This window comes from Variovorax sp. CCNWLW186, from assembly GCF_037203865.1.
Classification (GTDB): Bacteria; Pseudomonadota; Gammaproteobacteria; order Burkholderiales; family Burkholderiaceae_C; genus Variovorax.
This window is the reverse complement of the sequence record NZ_JBBCBO010000004.1, coordinates 242015-258268: the sequence shown is the minus strand read 5'-3', so window position 1 is coordinate 258268 and position 16254 is coordinate 242015. Positions and strand designations below refer to the sequence as shown.

The following is a 16254-nucleotide window of genomic DNA, read 5'->3' as shown; positions in this document are numbered from 1 at the left end:
GCCTCAGAAAATCTGCAGGCTGAGCCAGTAAGCGATTGCGGCCACGAAAGCCGACGCCGGAATCGTGAAGATCCAGGCCCAGACGATGTTGCCCGCCACGCCCCAACGCACGGCGCTCGCGCGCTGCGCGGAACCCACGCCGACGATCGCGCCGGTGATGGTGTGCGTGGTCGACACCGGAATGCCCAGCGCGGTGGCCAGGAACAGCGTGAGCGCACCGCCGGTTTCGGCGCAGAAGCCGCCCACGGGCTTGAGCTTGGTGATCTTCTGGCCCATGGTCTTCACGATGCGCCAGCCGCCGAACATGGTGCCCAGGGCAATGGCGGCGTAGCAGCTCACGATGACCCAGTTGGGCGGCGCCGCATCGCCGGCCGTGGCATAGCCGGTGGCAATCAGCAGCATCCAGATGATGCCGATGGTCTTCTGCGCATCGTTGCCGCCGTGGCCCAGGCTGTAGGCCCCGGCCGAAACCAGCTGCAGCCGCCGGAACCATCGGTCGACCCGCGACGGGGTGGCGCGCCGGAAACCCCAGGCCACCACCACCATCATCATCGAGCCCAGCACGAATCCGAGGAACGGCGAAACGAAGATGAAGGCCACGGTCTTCCAGATGCCGGTGGCCACCAGGCCGCTGGCACCCGTCTTCGCGATCACGGCGCCCACGATGCCGCCGATCAGCGCGTGCGACGAGCTGCTCGGAATGCCGTAGTACCAGGTCACCAGGTTCCAGCTGATGGCGCCGATGAGCGCGCCGAAGACCACGTGCACATCCACCACCCCAGGCTGGGCAATGCCCTTGCCCACCGTGGCCGCCACGCTCAGGTGAAAGATGAAGATCGCGATCAGGTTGAAGAAGGCCGCGAACAGCACCGCGTGCCCAGGTTTGAGCACGCCGGTCGACACCACGGTGGCGATCGAGTTCGCCGCGTCGTGGAAGCCGTTCATGAAGTCGAAGGCGATCGCGAGCGCGACCAGCAATATCACCACCCAGAGGGCGACCTGAACCGTTGCCATCGATCGCTACCGCTCAGGAGTTCTCGAGGACGATGCCCTCGATCACGTTGGCCACGTCTTCGCATTTGTCGGTGATCGTCTCGAGCAACTCGTAGATTGCCTTGAGCTTGATCACCTCGCGAACGTCGGGCTCCTCGCGGAACAGCTTGCTCATGGCGCTTCGCATCACGCGGTCGGCGTCGGATTCGAGGCGGTCGATTTCCTCGCAGGTCTTCAGCGTGGCCTCGGCCACAGCCGGATCGGCGATCTTGCCGAGAAACTTGACGGCGTCCTTCAGGCGGTCGCAGCACTTCACGCTCAGGGCCGTGAGGCGGACGATCTCGTCGGTCATGTGCCGCACGTCGTACAGCGCCATGGTCTCGGCCGAATCCTGGATCAGGTCGGCCACGTCGTCCATCGTATTGATGAGCTTGTGGATCTGCTCGCGGTCGATGGGCGTGATGAAAGTCTTATGGATGAGCCGGTTGACGTCGTGCGTCACGCGGTCGGCCGCGCGCTCGGCATTGTCGACGTCGCGGTTGTACTGCTCGCGCAGGTGCACGTCGCTGTAATTGGCCACGAGTTGCTCGAACGCCCGCGCCGCTTCGACGATGCGCTCGGCGTGCTGGTTGAACATCTCGAAAAAATTCCCCTCGCGGGGCAGCAGCTTGCCGAACATTGGAACTCCTGGGGCGCGTCAATCACAATTTCATGACGCCTTCATGAAAAACCGACGAAGTTTAACGGGCGCGCCGGTCCGACCCCGTCCGAACTGGTTTTCAGGCCGCAGGGCGACCGCGATTTCAGCCCGGCAAACGCAGTACTGGCAGGTGCCACCCGCCGTAGATGCCGCCCAGCCGGAGCACCACGATCAGCAGCAGGCCGGCATGAAACGCCCAGCGGCGCGGCGTGCCGGCGGCCTGCAGGAGCAGATAGACCGCAATTCCCGCGATGGCGGCCGAGCCGTAGATGCCGCTGCTCAGCAACAGCGGGATGCGGGCCGTGAGTACGTCGCGCAGCAGGCCTCCGGCGGCGCCGCTCATGGTGCCGACCAGTATCACGATGACCGCCGGAAGGCGCCGCTCTTCGGCGATCTGCGCGCCCGTGATGGCGAACAGGCCGAGGCCCAGCGCGTCGGCCACGGCCAGCGCGTGCTCGGGCAGCGGCATCAGGTGCACCCAGGCGATCGTGAGCGCCGCTGCCGCCAGGATCACGTAGACGTAGCGGGTGTCGCGGATCCAGAACACCGGATGGCGGTCGAGCAGCAGGTCGCGCAGCGTGCCGCCGCCCACCGCCGTAACCGAGGCGATCACCACCACGCCCAGCCAGTCGAGGCCCGCATGGCCAGCCCCCAGTGCTCCACTGACCGCGAAGACCGCCACACCGGCGAGATCGAGGACGTAAAGCAGCACGGCCGCCTTTTTCAGACGATGCGCTTGACCACCTGGCCTGTGACGCGTGCCAGCGCAGCGCGCGGCACCTTGTCGGGCGCGATTTCAGCGAGCGGCTTCAGCACGAAGGCGCGCTCGCGCATGCGGGGGTGCGGCAGGGTCAGCGTCGGCGTGTCGATCACCGAATTGCCGTGCATCAGCAGGTCGAGATCGAGCGTGCGCGGCGCATTGGGGAATGGCCTTTCGCGGCCGGCCTGCGTCTCGAGGCGCTGCAACGCAACGAGGAACTGCTCGGCGTCCAGGCCAGTGCGCACGGCCACCACGGCGTTGATGAAATCGGGGCCCTCGGCATCCACCGGCTCACTGCGATAGAGCGATGAACGGGCCGTCACCTGGGTCCGCTGCAACGCGCCGATCGCAGTCATGGCGGCCTTCACGGCCGCCTCGGCATCGCCCAGGTTGGCGCCGATGGCGACGAAGGCCTGCACGGTGGGGTAGTCCTCGCGCGGGCCGCGCGGGCGACTCGTGGGGGCGCGGGCAGGCGCACGGCGCGCAGGAGGGGTGCCGGGCGGGCCCTTCCTGGCGCCGGCCGGCGGGGGCCTGGCACCGCCCGCGCGCGGTGGAGCGGCCTTGGCCTTGTCACTGGTCTTGGAACTCTTCTTGCCGTCCTTCGGCAGGTCGGACGTGCTCATGCGCCTTCGGCGCTCCCGCCGCCCTCGCCGCCACTACTGCCGCCACCGCCGGTGCGCGGCTTGCGGCGTCGGCGGCGCTTGCGCGGCGCGGCCGCTTCGCCATCGGGCGGCACGGCGCCGGCCTCGACTTCCGCTTCTTCCTCGTCGTCGCCCTGCCGCGGCTCGGCGTCGGCCTGGCGGTGGCGGGCAGCCGGTTCACTGCGGGGTTTCGGCGCCACGGGGTCGCGCGTGCGCACGCGCTGGCGGGTCTTTTGTTCGTCGCGCACCTGCTCCAGCAGGTCTTGCCGGCGCACGTCGTCGGCGGTGCTGAACTCCTGCCACCATTCGGCAATGGCTTCGCTGACCTCGCCAACATCCGCGCGCAGCCGCATGAAGTCGAAGGCGGCACGGAACCGCGCCTGCTCGACCAGGCTGTAGGGGGTGGAGCCGGTGCGCTTGTCGAAGCGCGGCTGCATCATCCAGATCTCGCGCATGTCGCCGGCGAGCTTGCCGCGGCCCGACACATCTCCGATACGGGCGTTGAACACGTCGTCGATGGCGTCTTGCAGGGCCGGGAAAGGCGGCTGCGGGCGCTGGCCGTGCCGGCCTTCGATGCGCTGGGCCCAGCCGTCGCGCACATCGGCCCACAGCACGCAGGCCAGCAGGAAGCTGGGCGCCACGGGTTTGCCTTCGCCCACGCGGCGGTCGGTGTCCTGCAGGGCGGCCTTCACGAAAGGTGAATCGGCACGCTCCACCACCACATCGAGTAGCGGATAGATGCCCGTGACAAGGCCCAGCTTGCGCAGCTGCTCGACCGTGGCAATGGCATGGCCGGTTTGCAGCAGCTTGAGCATTTCGTCGAACAGGCGGCTTTGCGGCACGTCGGCCAGCAGCTTGCTCGACTCGACCAGCGGGGCCGCCGTCTTGGCTTCCATCTTGAAGCCCAGTGCCGCGAGCTTGGCCGAGAAGCGAATGGCGCGAATGATGCGCACCGGGTCTTCGCGGTAGCGCGTGGCCGGGTCGCCGATCATCCGCAGGGTGAGCTTTTGCGCGTCCTTGATGCCGTTGTGATAGTCGACCACGATCTGGTTGGCCGGGTCGTAGTACATGGCGTTCACGGTGAAGTCGCGGCGCGCCGCGTCTTCTTCCTGCGGGCCCCACACGTTGTCGCGCAGCACGCGGCCGCTGGCGTCCACCGCGTGCTTCATGCTCGCAAGTTCGCCCTTGCTGGTGCGCTCGTTGCCGGCCACCTGCTCGGCGGCGGCGTTGTCCATGTAGGCGCGGAAGGTCGAGACCTCGATCACCTCATGCTCGCGGCCCCGGCCGTACACCACGTGCACGATGCGAAAGCGCCGCCCGATGATGAAGGCGCGCCTGAAAAGCGACTTGACCTGCTCGGGCGTGGCATTGGTGGCCACGTCGAAGTCCTTCGGACGCAGGCCCAGCAGCAGGTCGCGCACCGCGCCGCCCACCACATAAGCCTCGTAGCCTGCCTGCTGGAGCGTGGTGACCACGTTTTTCGCGCGTTCGTCGACCAGGGCCGGATCGATCTTGTGAACCTCCGCAGGCACCTCCTGGCGCTTGCCGAAGCGGCTCTTGCCCTGCGCGCCGCCGGCCGATTTGCCGAGCAGCTTGTCGATGAATTTCTTGATCATTGTTGGTTGAAGCTCTTCTTATTCGTTTTCGAGCATGGATCGGATCAGCGGGATCGTGATCGCGCGCTGTGTCTGCAGGGCATAACCGTCGAGCTGCGTGAGCAGCTCCATCAGGCTGCCCAGGTCGCGGCTGAAGCGGTGCAGCATGTAGTCGAGCACGTCGTCCGACAGCATGACGCCCCGCGCATCGGCCGCCTGGCGCAGCACCGCGCGGCGTTCGCTTTCGCTCAGCACCTGCAGGTGGAACACGTGGCCCCAGCCCAGCCGGGTGCGAAGGTCTTCGCGCAGCGACAGGTCGGCCGGCGGCAAAGCGCCGGCGGCCACCACGCCGCGCTGCAGGGTTTGCGCGTTGACGAACCAGTTGAAGGCCGCGTGCTGCTGCACGGCGGTGTACAAGTGCACGTCGTCGAGCAGCACGGCGCCCCAGCGCTCGTCGAACTCGGGCGGCTCCAGCAGGCCGGCGTGCAGCCAGCCCACGCTCGCGCCCTGCTCGCGCAGTGCGACACGCACCGATTCGAGCAGATGGGTCTTGCCACTGCCGCCTTCGCCCCACAGATAGGTGGGCACAGGAGAGTGCGGCACCGAATTGCCGGCGCCGCCCACCCACAGTTGCAGGTGCCGCAGCGCCGCCTCGTTCGGGCCGGCAAAAAAAGCGTCGAAGCTGGGGCCCGTCGCAATGCCGATATCGAGCGCGAGCTGTTTCATCCCGGGAAGGTTCATGGAAGGGGCCGCTGGGGCCCTTAAAATCGTGAGGAATTCTATCGGCCCGGCCGCTTCGGTTGCCGGCGCCTCCACCTCTTCGCCTCCTTCCCGTCCCTTTCTCGACATCGTCCGACCATGACTTCCCCTACGCCCACCCCGCTCAGCTACAAGGATGCCGGTGTCGATATCGATGCCGGCGACGCCCTGGTCGACCGCATCAAGCCCCTGGCCAAGAAGACCCTGCGCGAAGGCGTGCTGGCCGGCATCGGCGGCTTCGGCGCGCTGTTCGAGGTGCCCAAGCGCTACAAGGAGCCGGTGCTGGTGAGCGGCACCGACGGCGTGGGCACCAAGCTCAAGCTGGCCTTCGAATGGAACATGCACGACACCGTGGGCATCGACCTGGTGGCCATGAGCGTCAACGACGTGCTGGTGCAGGGCGCCGAGCCTCTCTTCTTCCTCGACTATTTCGCCTGCGGCAAGCTCGACGTGGACACGGCCGCAGCCGTGATCGGCGGCATTGCCCGCGGCTGCGAAATCTCCGGCTGCGCGCTGATCGGCGGCGAAACCGCCGAAATGCCCGGCATGTACCCGGCCGGCGAATACGACCTGGCGGGCTTTGCGGTCGGCGCGGTCGAAAAATCGAAGATCCTCACAGGCCAGAACGTCAAGCCCGGCGACGTGGTGCTGGGCCTGGCCTCGGCCGGCGTGCATTCCAACGGTTTCAGCCTGGTGCGCAAGGTGATCGAACGCGCGGGTGCCGATTTGCCCGCCACGCTCGACGGCAAGCCCTTCCGCCAGGCCGTGATGGAGCCCACCCACCTTTATGTGAAGCCGGTGCTCGAGGCGCTGGCCAAGCACCCGATCAAGGCGCTGGCGCACATTACCGGCGGCGGCCTGCTCGAGAACATTCCGCGCGTGCTGCCCGAAGGCACGGCGGCCCACCTCAAGAAGGGCAGCTGGCCGCAGACCGAGCTCTTTGCGTGGCTCCAGAAGGTGGCCGGCATCGATGACATCGAGATGAACCGCACCTTCAACAACGGCATTGGCATGGTGGTGGTGATCGACGCGGCCGAAGCCGCCGCCTGCGCCGCCACGCTGCGCACGGCCGGCGAAGCGGTGTACGAGATCGGCACCATCGCCGAGCGGGGCACCGGCGCCGCCGTGGTGGTCGGTTGATCCTCTTTCCGAGGCTCGCAACCAGCGCAGCACCCGGTCCCTGATGACCAAACCGCTCGTCGTCAACATCGACACCAAGCCACAGCCCGCCTCGCGCAACGTGGTGCTGGCCAGCTACCTGCTGATGCCGGCCGCCCTGCTGCTGGTGATGTGGCAGCACCTGCTGCCCGGGCTGCTGTGCGTATGCATCGGCTTTCTCGCCACCCGCCGTTTTGCGCGCCTGATCGGCGGCGGCCTCGGCCGGGCAAGGCTGCCGCAAGCCCGTGCCGATGTGCTGGCGCGGGTACTGGCGGTCACGCTGGTGCTGCTGGCGCCCATCGCGCTGATATCGGTGGGGCTGTCGCAAGCGCGCGAGTACATCGTCGACGCACCCGACCAGTACCGCGAACTGCTCGACTACACGGCCCGCACGGTGTTGGAACTGCGGCTCAAGCTGCCACCCGAAATTGCGGTCTACCTGCCGGAAGGAGCGGCCGAGGTGCAGCGCGTGGTCGCCAACTACCTCCGGGCGCAGGCCGGCTCGCTGGCGCTGGCGGGGCGCGCCTGGCTGGGCGGCCTGCTGTTTGCCTATGTGGGCCTCATCGTGGGCGGGCTGGCCGCCATTGCGCCGCCTCCCCTGCAGCGCCGGCCCCTGGCCGCGCAGCTCTACCGCCGCATCACCATCTTCGGCGAGGCGTTCGGGCAGATCGTTGCGGCGCAGTTCTGGATTGCGGCATTCAACACCCTGCTGACCGCCATCTTCCTGCTGTTCCTGCTGCCGCTCTGGGGGCCGCACCTGCCCTACACGCCGGCACTCATCACGCTGACCTTCGTGGCCGGCTTAGTGCCGATCGTGGGCAACCTGGTCTGCAATGCGGTGATCACGCTGGTGGCGCTGTCCGTCTCGCCGATCACGGCGCTGGCCTGCCTGGTGTTCCTCATCATCATCCACAAGGCGGAATACGTGATCAACGCCAAGGTGGTCGGCAGCCGCACGCAAATGCGGGTGTGGGAGCTGCTGGCGGTGATGTTCGTGGCCGAGGCGGTGTTCGGCCCGGCCGGGCTGGTGGCGGCGCCGCTTTTCTACGCTTACCTCAAGAAAGAGCTGCAGGCCGCCGGCCTGGTCTAGCTCCGATGTCCTGATTTGATCGGTTCTGGTCCGCTTTGGCGCGGACCACGGGCTGGCGGCGCAGAAGAATAGGCGGCATCATTCACTCCGCCCTTCGAGCCCCATACCCATGAAATCGTGTCTGATAGTGATCGACGCGCAGGAATCCTTCCGCCAACGCGCCTACTGGTCCGAAGATGTCGCGCGGCCTTATTTCGCCGCCCAGAACGCGCTGATCGAAGCATGCGCGGCCGCCGGCATTCCGATCGTGCGGGTCTTCCATGTCGATGAGCCTGCCGTCGCAAGCCACCCTTTCGCCGTCGAGTCGGGCCTGGTGCGGCCGATCGAAGGCCTGGCGGCATTCGAAGCCGCAGCCACATTCACCAAGCACCGCCACAGCGCGCTGGTCAACAGCGGGCTCGACATCTGGCTCACGCAGCAGGGCATCGGCCGGCTCATCGTAAGCGGCATCCGCACCGAGCAATGCTGCGAAACCACCACGCGCCATGCGTCCGACCTGGGCTGGGAGGTCGACTACGTGACCGAGGCCACGCTCACTTTCGACATGGTGCAACCCGACGGCCGCCCGCTTGCCGCGGCTGACATCAAAGCCCGCACGGCAGCCGTGCTGGACGGCCGGTTTGCCACCGTCTGCACTGTGGATCAGGCGCTCGAACGCGCCGGCGCCCTTTCCGCCGAGACAGTGGCGGCATGACCCTGCGGGTACTCATCCTTGCCTTCGACGGTGTCGAGGCTCTCGACTTTGCGGGCCCGTTCGAGGTGTTCACCACGGCGAGCCGCGTCAGCCAGCGCCTGAATCCCGGCACGGAGGCGCCGTTCGAGGTCGCCTCCGTGGCGCTCGCAAGCGCAGGCCAGCCCGTGCAGGCACGTGCCGGCCTGCGTCTGCTGGCGGACCACGACCTGGCCGACAATCCCACGGCGGACCTCCTGATCGTGCCCGGCGGCGTGGTCGATGCGCCGATGGCAAGCCCCGCCACCCTGCGCTGGATCGCGAAATGCGCGGCCGGCGCACAGCTGGTCGCCTCGGTATGCACCGGCGTGTTCCTGCTCGCAAAAAGCGGCGTGCTCACACAAGAGGCCGTCACCACCCACTGGGAAGACATTGCAGACCTGCGCGAACAGTTCCCGCTCCTGGACGTGCGCGAAGGCGAACGCTGGATCGACAGCGGCCGCGTCGTCAGCTCCGCGGGTATCAGCGCAGGCATCGACATGAGCCTGTACCTGGTCGAGCGGCTGGCCGGCCGCGCGCTGGCCGAACGCACGGCGCGCCAGATGGACTACGCATGGAACTCCGGCAACCACCCATCCGCGTAGTGTTCGTGCTGCTGCCGGGCAGCCTGGTGCTCGATTGGGCTGGGCCTGCCGAGGCGTTGCGCATCGCCAACCAGCGGCTGCGCGCCGCCGGCCAGCCGGAGCGCTTCGAGATCGAATTCGCCAGCCCGCGGCCTACCTCCGTCGGCTCGGTGGGCGTGGCGCTTGCCAACCTTGCGCCATTGCCGGCGCAATGGCATGGGCCGGCGTGGGTGGTGCTGGTCGGGCTGCCCGGCGACTTCATCGCGATCGACAACGCCGAGACGCAGGACCTGCTGCACTGGCTGCGCGGCCAGCGCTTCGAACGCGGCCGGCTCGAGCTGGTCACCGTGTGCGCGGGCGCCCTGCTGGCGGCGCATGCGGGCGCGCTCTCCGGCCGGCGCGCCACCACGCACCACCATCACCTGGACGAGTTGCGCTCGGTGGAGCCGCGCTGCGACGTGGTCGCCAACCGCGTGTTCGTGATCGACCCGCCCGTCTACAGCAGCGCGGGAGTCACGACCGGCATCGACCTGGTGCTGCACCGCATCGCGGACGTGTGCGGCGAAGCGCTCGCGGCCCAAGTGGCGCAAACGATGGTGGTGGCGCAGCGGCGCGGCCCGCACGACCCGGAGCTTTCGCCTTTTCTGGCTTACCGGAACCATCTGCATGCCGCCCTGCACCGTGTGCAGGACGCCGTCAGCGAGCAGCCCCAGGCCGACTGGAACGTGCCTCGCATGGCGGAAGTGGCCCACACCTCGGCGCGGCACCTGACGCGGCTGTTCGTGGAGCACGCAGGCGTGGCGCCCCTGGCCTATCTGCGCCGGCTGCGGCTGGCGGCGGCGCAGCTCGCGCTGGCCTCGGGCGCGAGCGTGACTCGGGCGGCGGAAATCTCGGGCTTCGGCTCGGACACGCAATTGCGGCGCGCGTGGCATCAGTTCGGATTGCCGGGCTCGCCTTCGGCTGCCGCGTCTTCGCCGACCGCCTAGCGGCTCGGTGCGCAATCAGGCAGGCGGAAGAAGGCAGGCGCGTGCCCGCGCAAGCAGCAGCGTCCGCTCGCGCGTGTTGCGCGTGAGCGAGGCGGCGCGATCGAATTCGTTGCGCGCCTCGTCGCGGCGGCCCAGCTTGAAGAGCAGGTCTCCGCGCACCGCCGGCAGCAAGTGATAGCCCTGCAATGCGGGCTCGGCGAGCAGCGCATCCACCACCTCCAGCCCCGTTGCGGGCCCGAACGCCATGGACAGCGCCACCGCGCGGTTCAACTCGACGACAGGCGACGGAGAAAGCTCGGCCAGCGCGTCGTACAACGCCGCAATGCGAGGCCAATCGGTTTCCACAGCCGTTCGCGCGCGGCCATGGCAAGCGGCAATGGCGGCTTGCAAGGCATAGGGCCCCAAGGCTCCGCCAAGAGCCTCCGCACGCGCAAGTGCCGCCAGGCCGCGGCGAATCAGCATGTGGTCCCAGCGAGCGCGGTTCTGCTCCAGCAGCAGCACCGGCTCGCCCGACGGGCCGACACGGGCCGCCGTGCGGGACGCCTGAATCTCCATCAACGCCACCAGGCCGTGCACTTCCGACGCATCGGGCACGAGCTCGGCCACGATCCGGCCGAGCCGCATGGCTTCGTCGCACAGCGCGGGCCGCATCCAGTCGTCACCCGCCGTGGCCGAATAGCCTTCGTTGAAGATCAGGTAGAGCACTTCGAGCACCGAGGCGAGCCGCGCCTCGAGCTCGTGCCGGCGCGGCACTTCGAAGGGCACGCGCGCTTCGAGAAGACTGCGCTTGGCGCGCACGATGCGCTGCGCCACGGTGGCCTCTGGCACAAGGAACGCCCGGGCAATTTCGTCCGTCGTGAGGCCGCCCATCAGGCGAAGCGTGAGCGCCACGCGCGCCTCGGTCGCAAGCACCGGATGGCAGGCGGTGAACACCAGCCGCAACAGGTCGTCGCCGATATCGTCGTCGAGCGCGGCATCGACCGCTTCGGCGAAATCGGCCTGCGCCATTTCGTGCTGTGCGTCGAGTTCGCGGCCGATCTCGCCGGCCTTGTGCTCGGCCATTTGCCGATGGCGCAGTCGGTCGAGTGCGCGGCGCTTGGCCACGGCAGTGAGCCAGGCGGCGGGGTTGTCGGGCACGCCGGTTTCGCTCCATTGCTCCAGGGCCGAGACCAGCGCGTCCTGGGCCAGCTCTTCGGCCAGGCCCACGTCGCGCACCATGCGCGCAACGGTGGCAATGATCTTCGCGGACTCGATGCGCCACACCGCCTCGATGGTGCGGTGAATGGCGGCCTCGTCCCGGGCCGCAGCGCTCATCCCTATGCCTTCTTGACCGCCTGCATCGACGCCATCTCGGCCGTCAGGGCCTGCACGTCTGGCGGGTAATCGGCAATCTCCTGGATCTGGCGGACCTCGATCACTTCGTTTTCGCTGCCGGGGCAGCGGGTGGCCCATTCGATCGCATCGGCGCGCGAGGGCACGTCGATGATCCAGTAGCCGCCGAGCACTTCCTTGGCTTCGGCGAAAGGACCGTCGACCACCTTGGGCTTGCGGCCCGGAAAGCTCACGCGCGCACCCATCGAGGGCGGGTGCAGGCCGTCGCAGCTGATCAGGATGCCGGCCTTCTGCATCGACTCGTTGTAGGCCATCATGGCCCCGACCGCTTCGACGTCGTCCGGAATGGTGCCGGGTGCGGCTGTTTCGTAGCCGTGGGGAATCATCAGCAGCATGAATCGCATGGCAGGTCTCCTTGATGCGGTTTCATTCAGTTGCCGGCCTTGCTGCGGGCCTCGGTCTCGGCGCGCAGGCGGTCTTCCTGCGCCAGCAGTTCGGGCGTCATGGAATCGCCGAAATCGGAGGCCTCGAACACCTGGCGGATCTCGATCTCGCCCTCTTGGAACGGGCTGCGCTTGATCCATTCGATGGCTTCTTCCTTCGACTTGACCTGCAGCAGCCAGAAACCCGCGAGCAGCTCCTTCGTCTCGGCGAAGGGGCCATCGATCACCGTACGCTTGGAGCCTTCGCAGCGCACGCGCGCGCCCTTTGAAGACGGATGCAGCCCTTCGCCCGCCAGCAGCACGCCGGCCTTGACCAGTTCCTCGTTGAACTTGCCCATGGCCGTGAGCACTTCGGTGCTGGGCATCACGCCCGCTTCGGAATCCTTGTTGGCCTTGACCAGAACCATGAATCGCATGTCGTTTCTCCTGAAGGTTGATGAATGAAGCCGGAGGCGTTGAAAACTGCGCGCTCCTGTTCACACGTCGGACGAGGGGAAGCCGGATCGACACGTTCGCGCCGATCCGTTTGTGAATTTATGTTTCAGAAATTCAGGACAGATAGCCGCAGAAGCGCAGGATATGCCCATCGGGTTCGCGGATCGCGAACTCGCGCAGGCCCCAGGGCTGCGACGTGGGCGGCTCGACCACGGTGACGCCGCGCTTCACATAGGCGGCGTGCAGGCCGTCGATGTCCTTGCCCACGTGGATCACGATTTCGCCGCGCCAGGGTACGGCGCCGCGCGTGTTGCATTGCCACAGGCGCAGGTAGACCGGATCGCCATAGGTGCGGTCGCCCTTCTTCACGCGTGCGTAGCTGGGGGGCTCGCCGGCGATGAAATCGAGCTCGAAGCCCAGGATGTCCCGGAACCAGCGCGCGGCGCGCGTGACGTCGGACACCGGCAGCACCGGCTGCACGCCGTGAAATTCGTGAAGCGTGCCGAGATCGGATGCGTCGGCAACGCCGTTCCGCGCGCTCATCAGTTGGCCGCTCGGCGCAAGGCAGCCACTCGCTCCGCGATGACGTCGACGTCCAGCGCGTCTTCCGCATGCTCCAGGTAGGTTTCCAGGTCGCGCACCGCGGCCGCGGTGTTGCCCTGCTCGGCATGCGCAATGCCGCGGTCGCGGTATTCGCCCCAGGCGGTGGGCAGCAGCGCAATGAGGCGGTCTTGCACGGCGATGGCGCGCTGCCAGTCTTCTTGGGCGCGGTGCACTTCCTTCAGGTTGCGCAGCATGCGCCCGATGATTTCGCGCGAGCTGGCGGGCTGGAGGTAAAGGCCCAGCGGCACGTCGAAATCGCCGACCAGCCCGTTGCTGCGCTTGTAGGGCTCCAGCCGCTCGCCGAGTTCTTCGCGCGAGAGCGACTTGCCGGTGAAGGGATCGATGACCACCTGTCCCTTCGGCAGCGTGACCTTGAGCATGAAATGCCCCGGAAAACCGATGCCGCGCGCCTGCAGGCCCAGGCCCTGCGCCAGTTCCATCCACAGCACCGCCAGCGAAATGGGAATGCCGCGGCGCGTGCGCAGGACAGCGTTGAGGTAGCTGTTGTCCGGGTCGTAGTAGTCGTTGACGTTGCCGCCGAAGTTCAGGTCGTTGAAGAAGAACTGGTTGAGCGCGCGCAGCCGGGCGAGCGGCGCGGCGTCGGCGGGCAGCCGGCGCTTGAGGCGAGCCAGCAACTGGTCGACGTCGCCGAGCACCTGCTGCACGTCGAGGTCGGGGTATTCGTCCTGCGCGAGGCTGGCGGCAGCCTCGAGCAGCGGAAAGTGGTCGTCGCTCTGCACCAGCGACTCGAAATACGCCAATGCCGTGGGAACCTGAAAGCTGAACGTCATGTGTCTTTGTAGAGGAGCATTCGGGGAGCGTCAAGGCGGTGTTTTCAGCTTGCGCAATACGAAAAACGCCGCGGCTGCAGAAGCCGGCGGCGGTGTGATCTGGCCTTGTTGTCAGCCGTTGTACCTGCGGCTTAACGGCGCATGAAACTGCGCAACCGCACGCCCACGGCGGCAAGCACGGCAAAGTACAGCAGCCCCGCCCCCGCGATCAGCGCTGCCAGCAGCCCGATGCGGTGCAAGCGCTGTGCCCGAAGGCCTATCCAGTCGAAGTAGTACGAGCCCCAGGCCAGCAACGCGGCCAGCACCAGCGTGCCCGCCGCCACCTGCAGAATGAACTTGCCCCAGCCCGGCTCGGGCTTGTAGCTGCCGCGGCGAACCAGCCCCACCAGCAGCCAGATCGCGTTGACCACCGCGCCGATGCCAATGGTGAGCGTGAGCGCGGCATGCTGCAGCACCGGCACCAGAAAGACGTTGAGCAACTGGGTCAGCACCAGCACCGACACCGCAATGATCACCGGCGTGCGCATGTCGTATTTGGCGTAGTAGCCCGGCGCAAGCACCTTGATGGCGACGATGCCGACCAGTCCGACGCCGTAGCCCATCAATGCGAGCGTGGTGCGCCTCACGTCTTCGGCGCCATACGCGCCGTTGTGAAAAAGCACCGCAACCAGCGGCTGCGAGAACAGCAGTAGCGCAATGGCGCACGGCGCCGAGAGCAGCACCACCAGCCGCAGGCCCCAGTCGAGCAGCGCCGAATAACGCTCGTCGTCCTTGGCGGCGCGCGCGCCGGCCAACTGCGGCAGCAGCACCACGCCAAGCGCCACGCCCAGCATGGCGGTCGGAAACTCCATCAGGCGGTCCGCATTGACCACCCAGGTGACGCTGCCCGTGGCAAGGTGCGATGCAATCTGCGTATTGATGAGCAGCGAAATCTGCGCCACGCTCACGCCCAGCAAGGCAGGCAGCATGAGCTTCAGCACTTTGCGCGTGGTCGGGTCGGTCCAGGCGGCGCGGAGCGCTCCGAAGGTTGCGCCGATACGCGGCATGAGGCCCAGCGCGCGCAGCGCGGGCACCTGCAGCGCCAGTTGCAGCACGCCGCCGACCAGCACGCCCGCGCACTGCGCGTAGATCGGCTCGATGCCGTAGCGCCTGAACAGCGGTGCGCCGGCCACGATGGCAAGAATCAGCGAAATGTTGAGCAGCACCGGCGAGGCGGCCGGCACCGCGAACTTGCGCCAGGTGTTCAGGACACCGCCCGCCAGCGCCACGAGCGACATGAAGCCGATGTACGGAAACATCCAGCGCGTCATGACCACGGCTGCGTCGAAGCCCTCCAGCCCGCTGGCCATGGCCCACACCAGCCACGGCGCGCCGACCACGCCGGCCACGCACACGACCACCAGCGCCCAGGTGAGCAGCGTGGCCACGTGGTCGATCAGCGCCTTGGCGCCCTCTTCCCCGGCCTCGGTCTTGTGCCCGGCCAGCACCGGCACAAAGGCCTGGCTGAAGGCGCCTTCGCCGAAAACCCGCCGGAACAGGTTGGGAATGCGAAAAGCGACGTTGAAGGCGTCGGTGAGCGCGCTGACGCCGAACACCGAGGCGAAAAGCACGTCGCGCACGAGGCCCGTGATCCGCGATGCGAGCGTCAGAAGGGAAACGGTGGAGGCGGATTTGAGCAGTGACACGGGGCGAGTGTAGGGCCCGGCAAGCCCCCGATTCGGTGAAAAACCCAACCCGGCCTATAATGGAGGGCTTTGCTGCATCATCCTCAGACACCTAAGGAACTAAATCATGGCATCCGCCAAGCCCAAGAAAAAGAACCCGCGCCTCGCCTCCGGCCGTAAGCGCGTCCGCCAGGACACCAAACTCAACGCTGCGAACACCTCGCTGCGCTCCAAGTACCGCACCGCCGTGAAGAATGTCGAGAAGGCCGTTCTGGCCGGCGACAAGACCAAGGCAAGCGAACTCTTCGCGAAGGCCCAGAGCATCGTCGACACCGTCGCCGACAAGGGCATCTTCCACAAGAACAAGGCAGCTCGCGACAAGAGCCGCCTGTCGGCGAAGGTCAAGGCCCTCGCCCTCGCGCCTGAAAAGGCAGCCGCCTGACACCTGTCAGGCAAGCCCGGATCGGAATTCTCCGGTCCGCCGTTTGATCGGGGTGCGCTGCAGCAAAGTGTAAAAAACCGCCTTCGGGCGGTTTTTTCATGGGCGTTCGCTTTGTGGAAGAAGCGGGGCGGGCCGGCTCAGGTCTTGGGCGGTGCGCCGGGCGCGTCGGGAACCAGGCAAGCCTCGGCCACCTGCAGGTCGTTGTCGCGCGCAAAATTGACGCAGAAGTCCCAGGCCATGGGCTCGGCATCGCGCAGGGCGCGGTTCACAACCACGCATTTCACACCGTTGATGGTGGTGGGAACGCACCACGGCGAATAGCTCAGGTGGCTTCCGGGATAGGCGCCCCCGGGGCGAAAAGAGCACATGACGCCGGCCAGCCGCTCGGCCCAGTCGCTCGGGCGAAAAGTCCGGCCATCATGGGTGATGCCCTGGATGAAGATTTCTTTGGCAGTGGGGGAAATCATCGTTGAATGAGGCGCCCGCAAGCAGGTGCTGCAGTGCAACAAGGGATTCTATCCGCGCCACTTTGCCGCTCGGCCCAAGGGCATTGCTGTAATGCGGAATCC

Annotated in this window: 19 protein-coding genes; 6 read left to right on the top strand and 13 right to left on the bottom strand. The window is 67.2% G+C overall.

Annotated features, from left to right (window positions below; genetic code table 11):
* Positions 1-3: 3 nt before the first annotated feature.
* The 6 genes from V9K97_RS07255 to hda form a co-directional block, all read right to left on the bottom strand.
* Entirely contained in the window at positions 4-1014 is a 1011-nt protein-coding gene (locus V9K97_RS07255) for an inorganic phosphate transporter (RefSeq protein ID WP_258504846.1), read from the bottom strand.
* A 13-nt stretch (positions 1015-1027) separates the two neighbouring features.
* Positions 1028-1672 (bottom strand): DUF47 domain-containing protein, encoded by a 645-nt coding sequence (locus V9K97_RS07250; RefSeq protein ID WP_012746613.1) that lies wholly within the window; start codon positions 1670-1672, stop codon positions 1028-1030.
* A 124-nt stretch (positions 1673-1796) separates the two neighbouring features.
* Positions 1797-2405: a trimeric intracellular cation channel family protein gene (locus V9K97_RS07245; protein WP_337317241.1), complete on the bottom strand. Its 609-nt coding sequence runs from the start codon at positions 2403-2405 to the stop codon at positions 1797-1799.
* 11 nt (positions 2406-2416) lie between these two features.
* Entirely contained in the window at positions 2417-3076 is a 660-nt protein-coding gene (gene folK, locus V9K97_RS07240; protein WP_274708794.1) for a 2-amino-4-hydroxy-6-hydroxymethyldihydropteridine diphosphokinase, read from the bottom strand.
* The gene (gene pcnB / locus V9K97_RS07235; protein ID WP_337317239.1) at positions 3073-4710 is read right to left on the bottom strand and encodes a polynucleotide adenylyltransferase PcnB; all 1638 of its coding nucleotides are present in this window, start codon (positions 4708-4710) and stop codon (positions 3073-3075) included. Before pcnB ends, folK begins: the two co-directional genes overlap by 4 nt.
* 18 nt (positions 4711-4728) lie before the next feature.
* A complete protein-coding gene (gene hda, locus V9K97_RS07230) occupies positions 4729-5415 on the bottom strand; it encodes a DnaA regulatory inactivator Hda (RefSeq protein WP_278189369.1) in 687 nt (228 codons plus the stop codon).
* Positions 5416-5547: 132 nt separating this feature from the next.
* Between hda and purM the strand changes: the two genes are divergently transcribed.
* From purM to V9K97_RS07205, 5 genes are all read left to right on the top strand, one after another.
* Complete coding sequence (purM, locus tag V9K97_RS07225) at positions 5548-6588, top strand: phosphoribosylformylglycinamidine cyclo-ligase (RefSeq protein ID WP_258504841.1); 1041 nt, start codon at positions 5548-5550, stop codon at positions 6586-6588.
* A gap of 43 nt (positions 6589-6631) precedes the next feature.
* Complete coding sequence (locus tag V9K97_RS07220) at positions 6632-7696, top strand: AI-2E family transporter (protein ID WP_258504840.1); 1065 nt, start codon at positions 6632-6634, stop codon at positions 7694-7696.
* Between the two features lie 109 nt (positions 7697-7805).
* Positions 7806-8390 (top strand): cysteine hydrolase family protein, encoded by a 585-nt coding sequence (locus V9K97_RS07215; protein WP_337317236.1) that lies wholly within the window; start codon positions 7806-7808, stop codon positions 8388-8390.
* A complete protein-coding gene (locus V9K97_RS07210) occupies positions 8387-9010 on the top strand; it encodes a DJ-1/PfpI family protein (protein WP_337317235.1) in 624 nt (207 codons plus the stop codon). Before V9K97_RS07215 ends, V9K97_RS07210 begins: the two co-directional genes overlap by 4 nt.
* Positions 8980-9975 (top strand): GlxA family transcriptional regulator, encoded by a 996-nt coding sequence (locus V9K97_RS07205; protein WP_337317233.1) that lies wholly within the window; start codon positions 8980-8982, stop codon positions 9973-9975. Before V9K97_RS07210 ends, V9K97_RS07205 begins: the two co-directional genes overlap by 31 nt.
* A gap of 15 nt (positions 9976-9990) precedes the next feature.
* Here the strand turns inward: V9K97_RS07205 and V9K97_RS07200 are convergent, their stop codons facing one another.
* From V9K97_RS07200 to murJ, 6 genes are all read right to left on the bottom strand, one after another.
* On the bottom strand, positions 9991-11289 hold the full coding sequence (locus V9K97_RS07200) for an RNA polymerase sigma factor (protein WP_337317232.1): 1299 nt from the start codon (positions 11287-11289) through the stop codon (positions 9991-9993).
* Between the two features lie 2 nt (positions 11290-11291).
* Entirely contained in the window at positions 11292-11711 is a 420-nt protein-coding gene (locus V9K97_RS07195; protein WP_258504832.1) for a YciI family protein, read from the bottom strand.
* Between the two features lie 26 nt (positions 11712-11737).
* Positions 11738-12166, bottom strand: coding sequence for a YciI family protein (locus V9K97_RS07190; RefSeq protein WP_337295518.1), 429 nt, complete (start codon positions 12164-12166; stop codon positions 11738-11740).
* A gap of 133 nt (positions 12167-12299) precedes the next feature.
* Positions 12300-12728: a bleomycin resistance protein gene (locus tag V9K97_RS07185; protein WP_337317230.1), complete on the bottom strand. Its 429-nt coding sequence runs from the start codon at positions 12726-12728 to the stop codon at positions 12300-12302.
* Positions 12728-13579, bottom strand: a complete 852-nt coding sequence (locus V9K97_RS07180; RefSeq protein WP_157612858.1) for a SirB1 family protein — start codon at positions 13577-13579, stop codon at positions 12728-12730. Before V9K97_RS07180 ends, V9K97_RS07185 begins: the two co-directional genes overlap by 1 nt.
* Before the next feature lie 131 nt (positions 13580-13710).
* A complete protein-coding gene (gene murJ / locus V9K97_RS07175) occupies positions 13711-15264 on the bottom strand; it encodes a murein biosynthesis integral membrane protein MurJ (protein WP_337317229.1) in 1554 nt (517 codons plus the stop codon).
* A gap of 106 nt (positions 15265-15370) precedes the next feature.
* Here murJ and rpsT point away from each other — a divergent pair, with 106 nt between their 5' ends.
* Positions 15371-15685: a 30S ribosomal protein S20 gene (gene rpsT, locus V9K97_RS07170; protein ID WP_007831346.1), complete on the top strand. Its 315-nt coding sequence runs from the start codon at positions 15371-15373 to the stop codon at positions 15683-15685.
* A 137-nt stretch (positions 15686-15822) separates the two neighbouring features.
* Here rpsT and V9K97_RS07165 read toward each other — a convergent pair whose 3' ends face one another.
* Positions 15823-16152 (bottom strand): DUF3579 domain-containing protein, encoded by a 330-nt coding sequence (locus V9K97_RS07165; RefSeq protein ID WP_258504825.1) that lies wholly within the window; start codon positions 16150-16152, stop codon positions 15823-15825.
* Between the last annotated feature and the right edge of the window lie 102 nt (positions 16153-16254).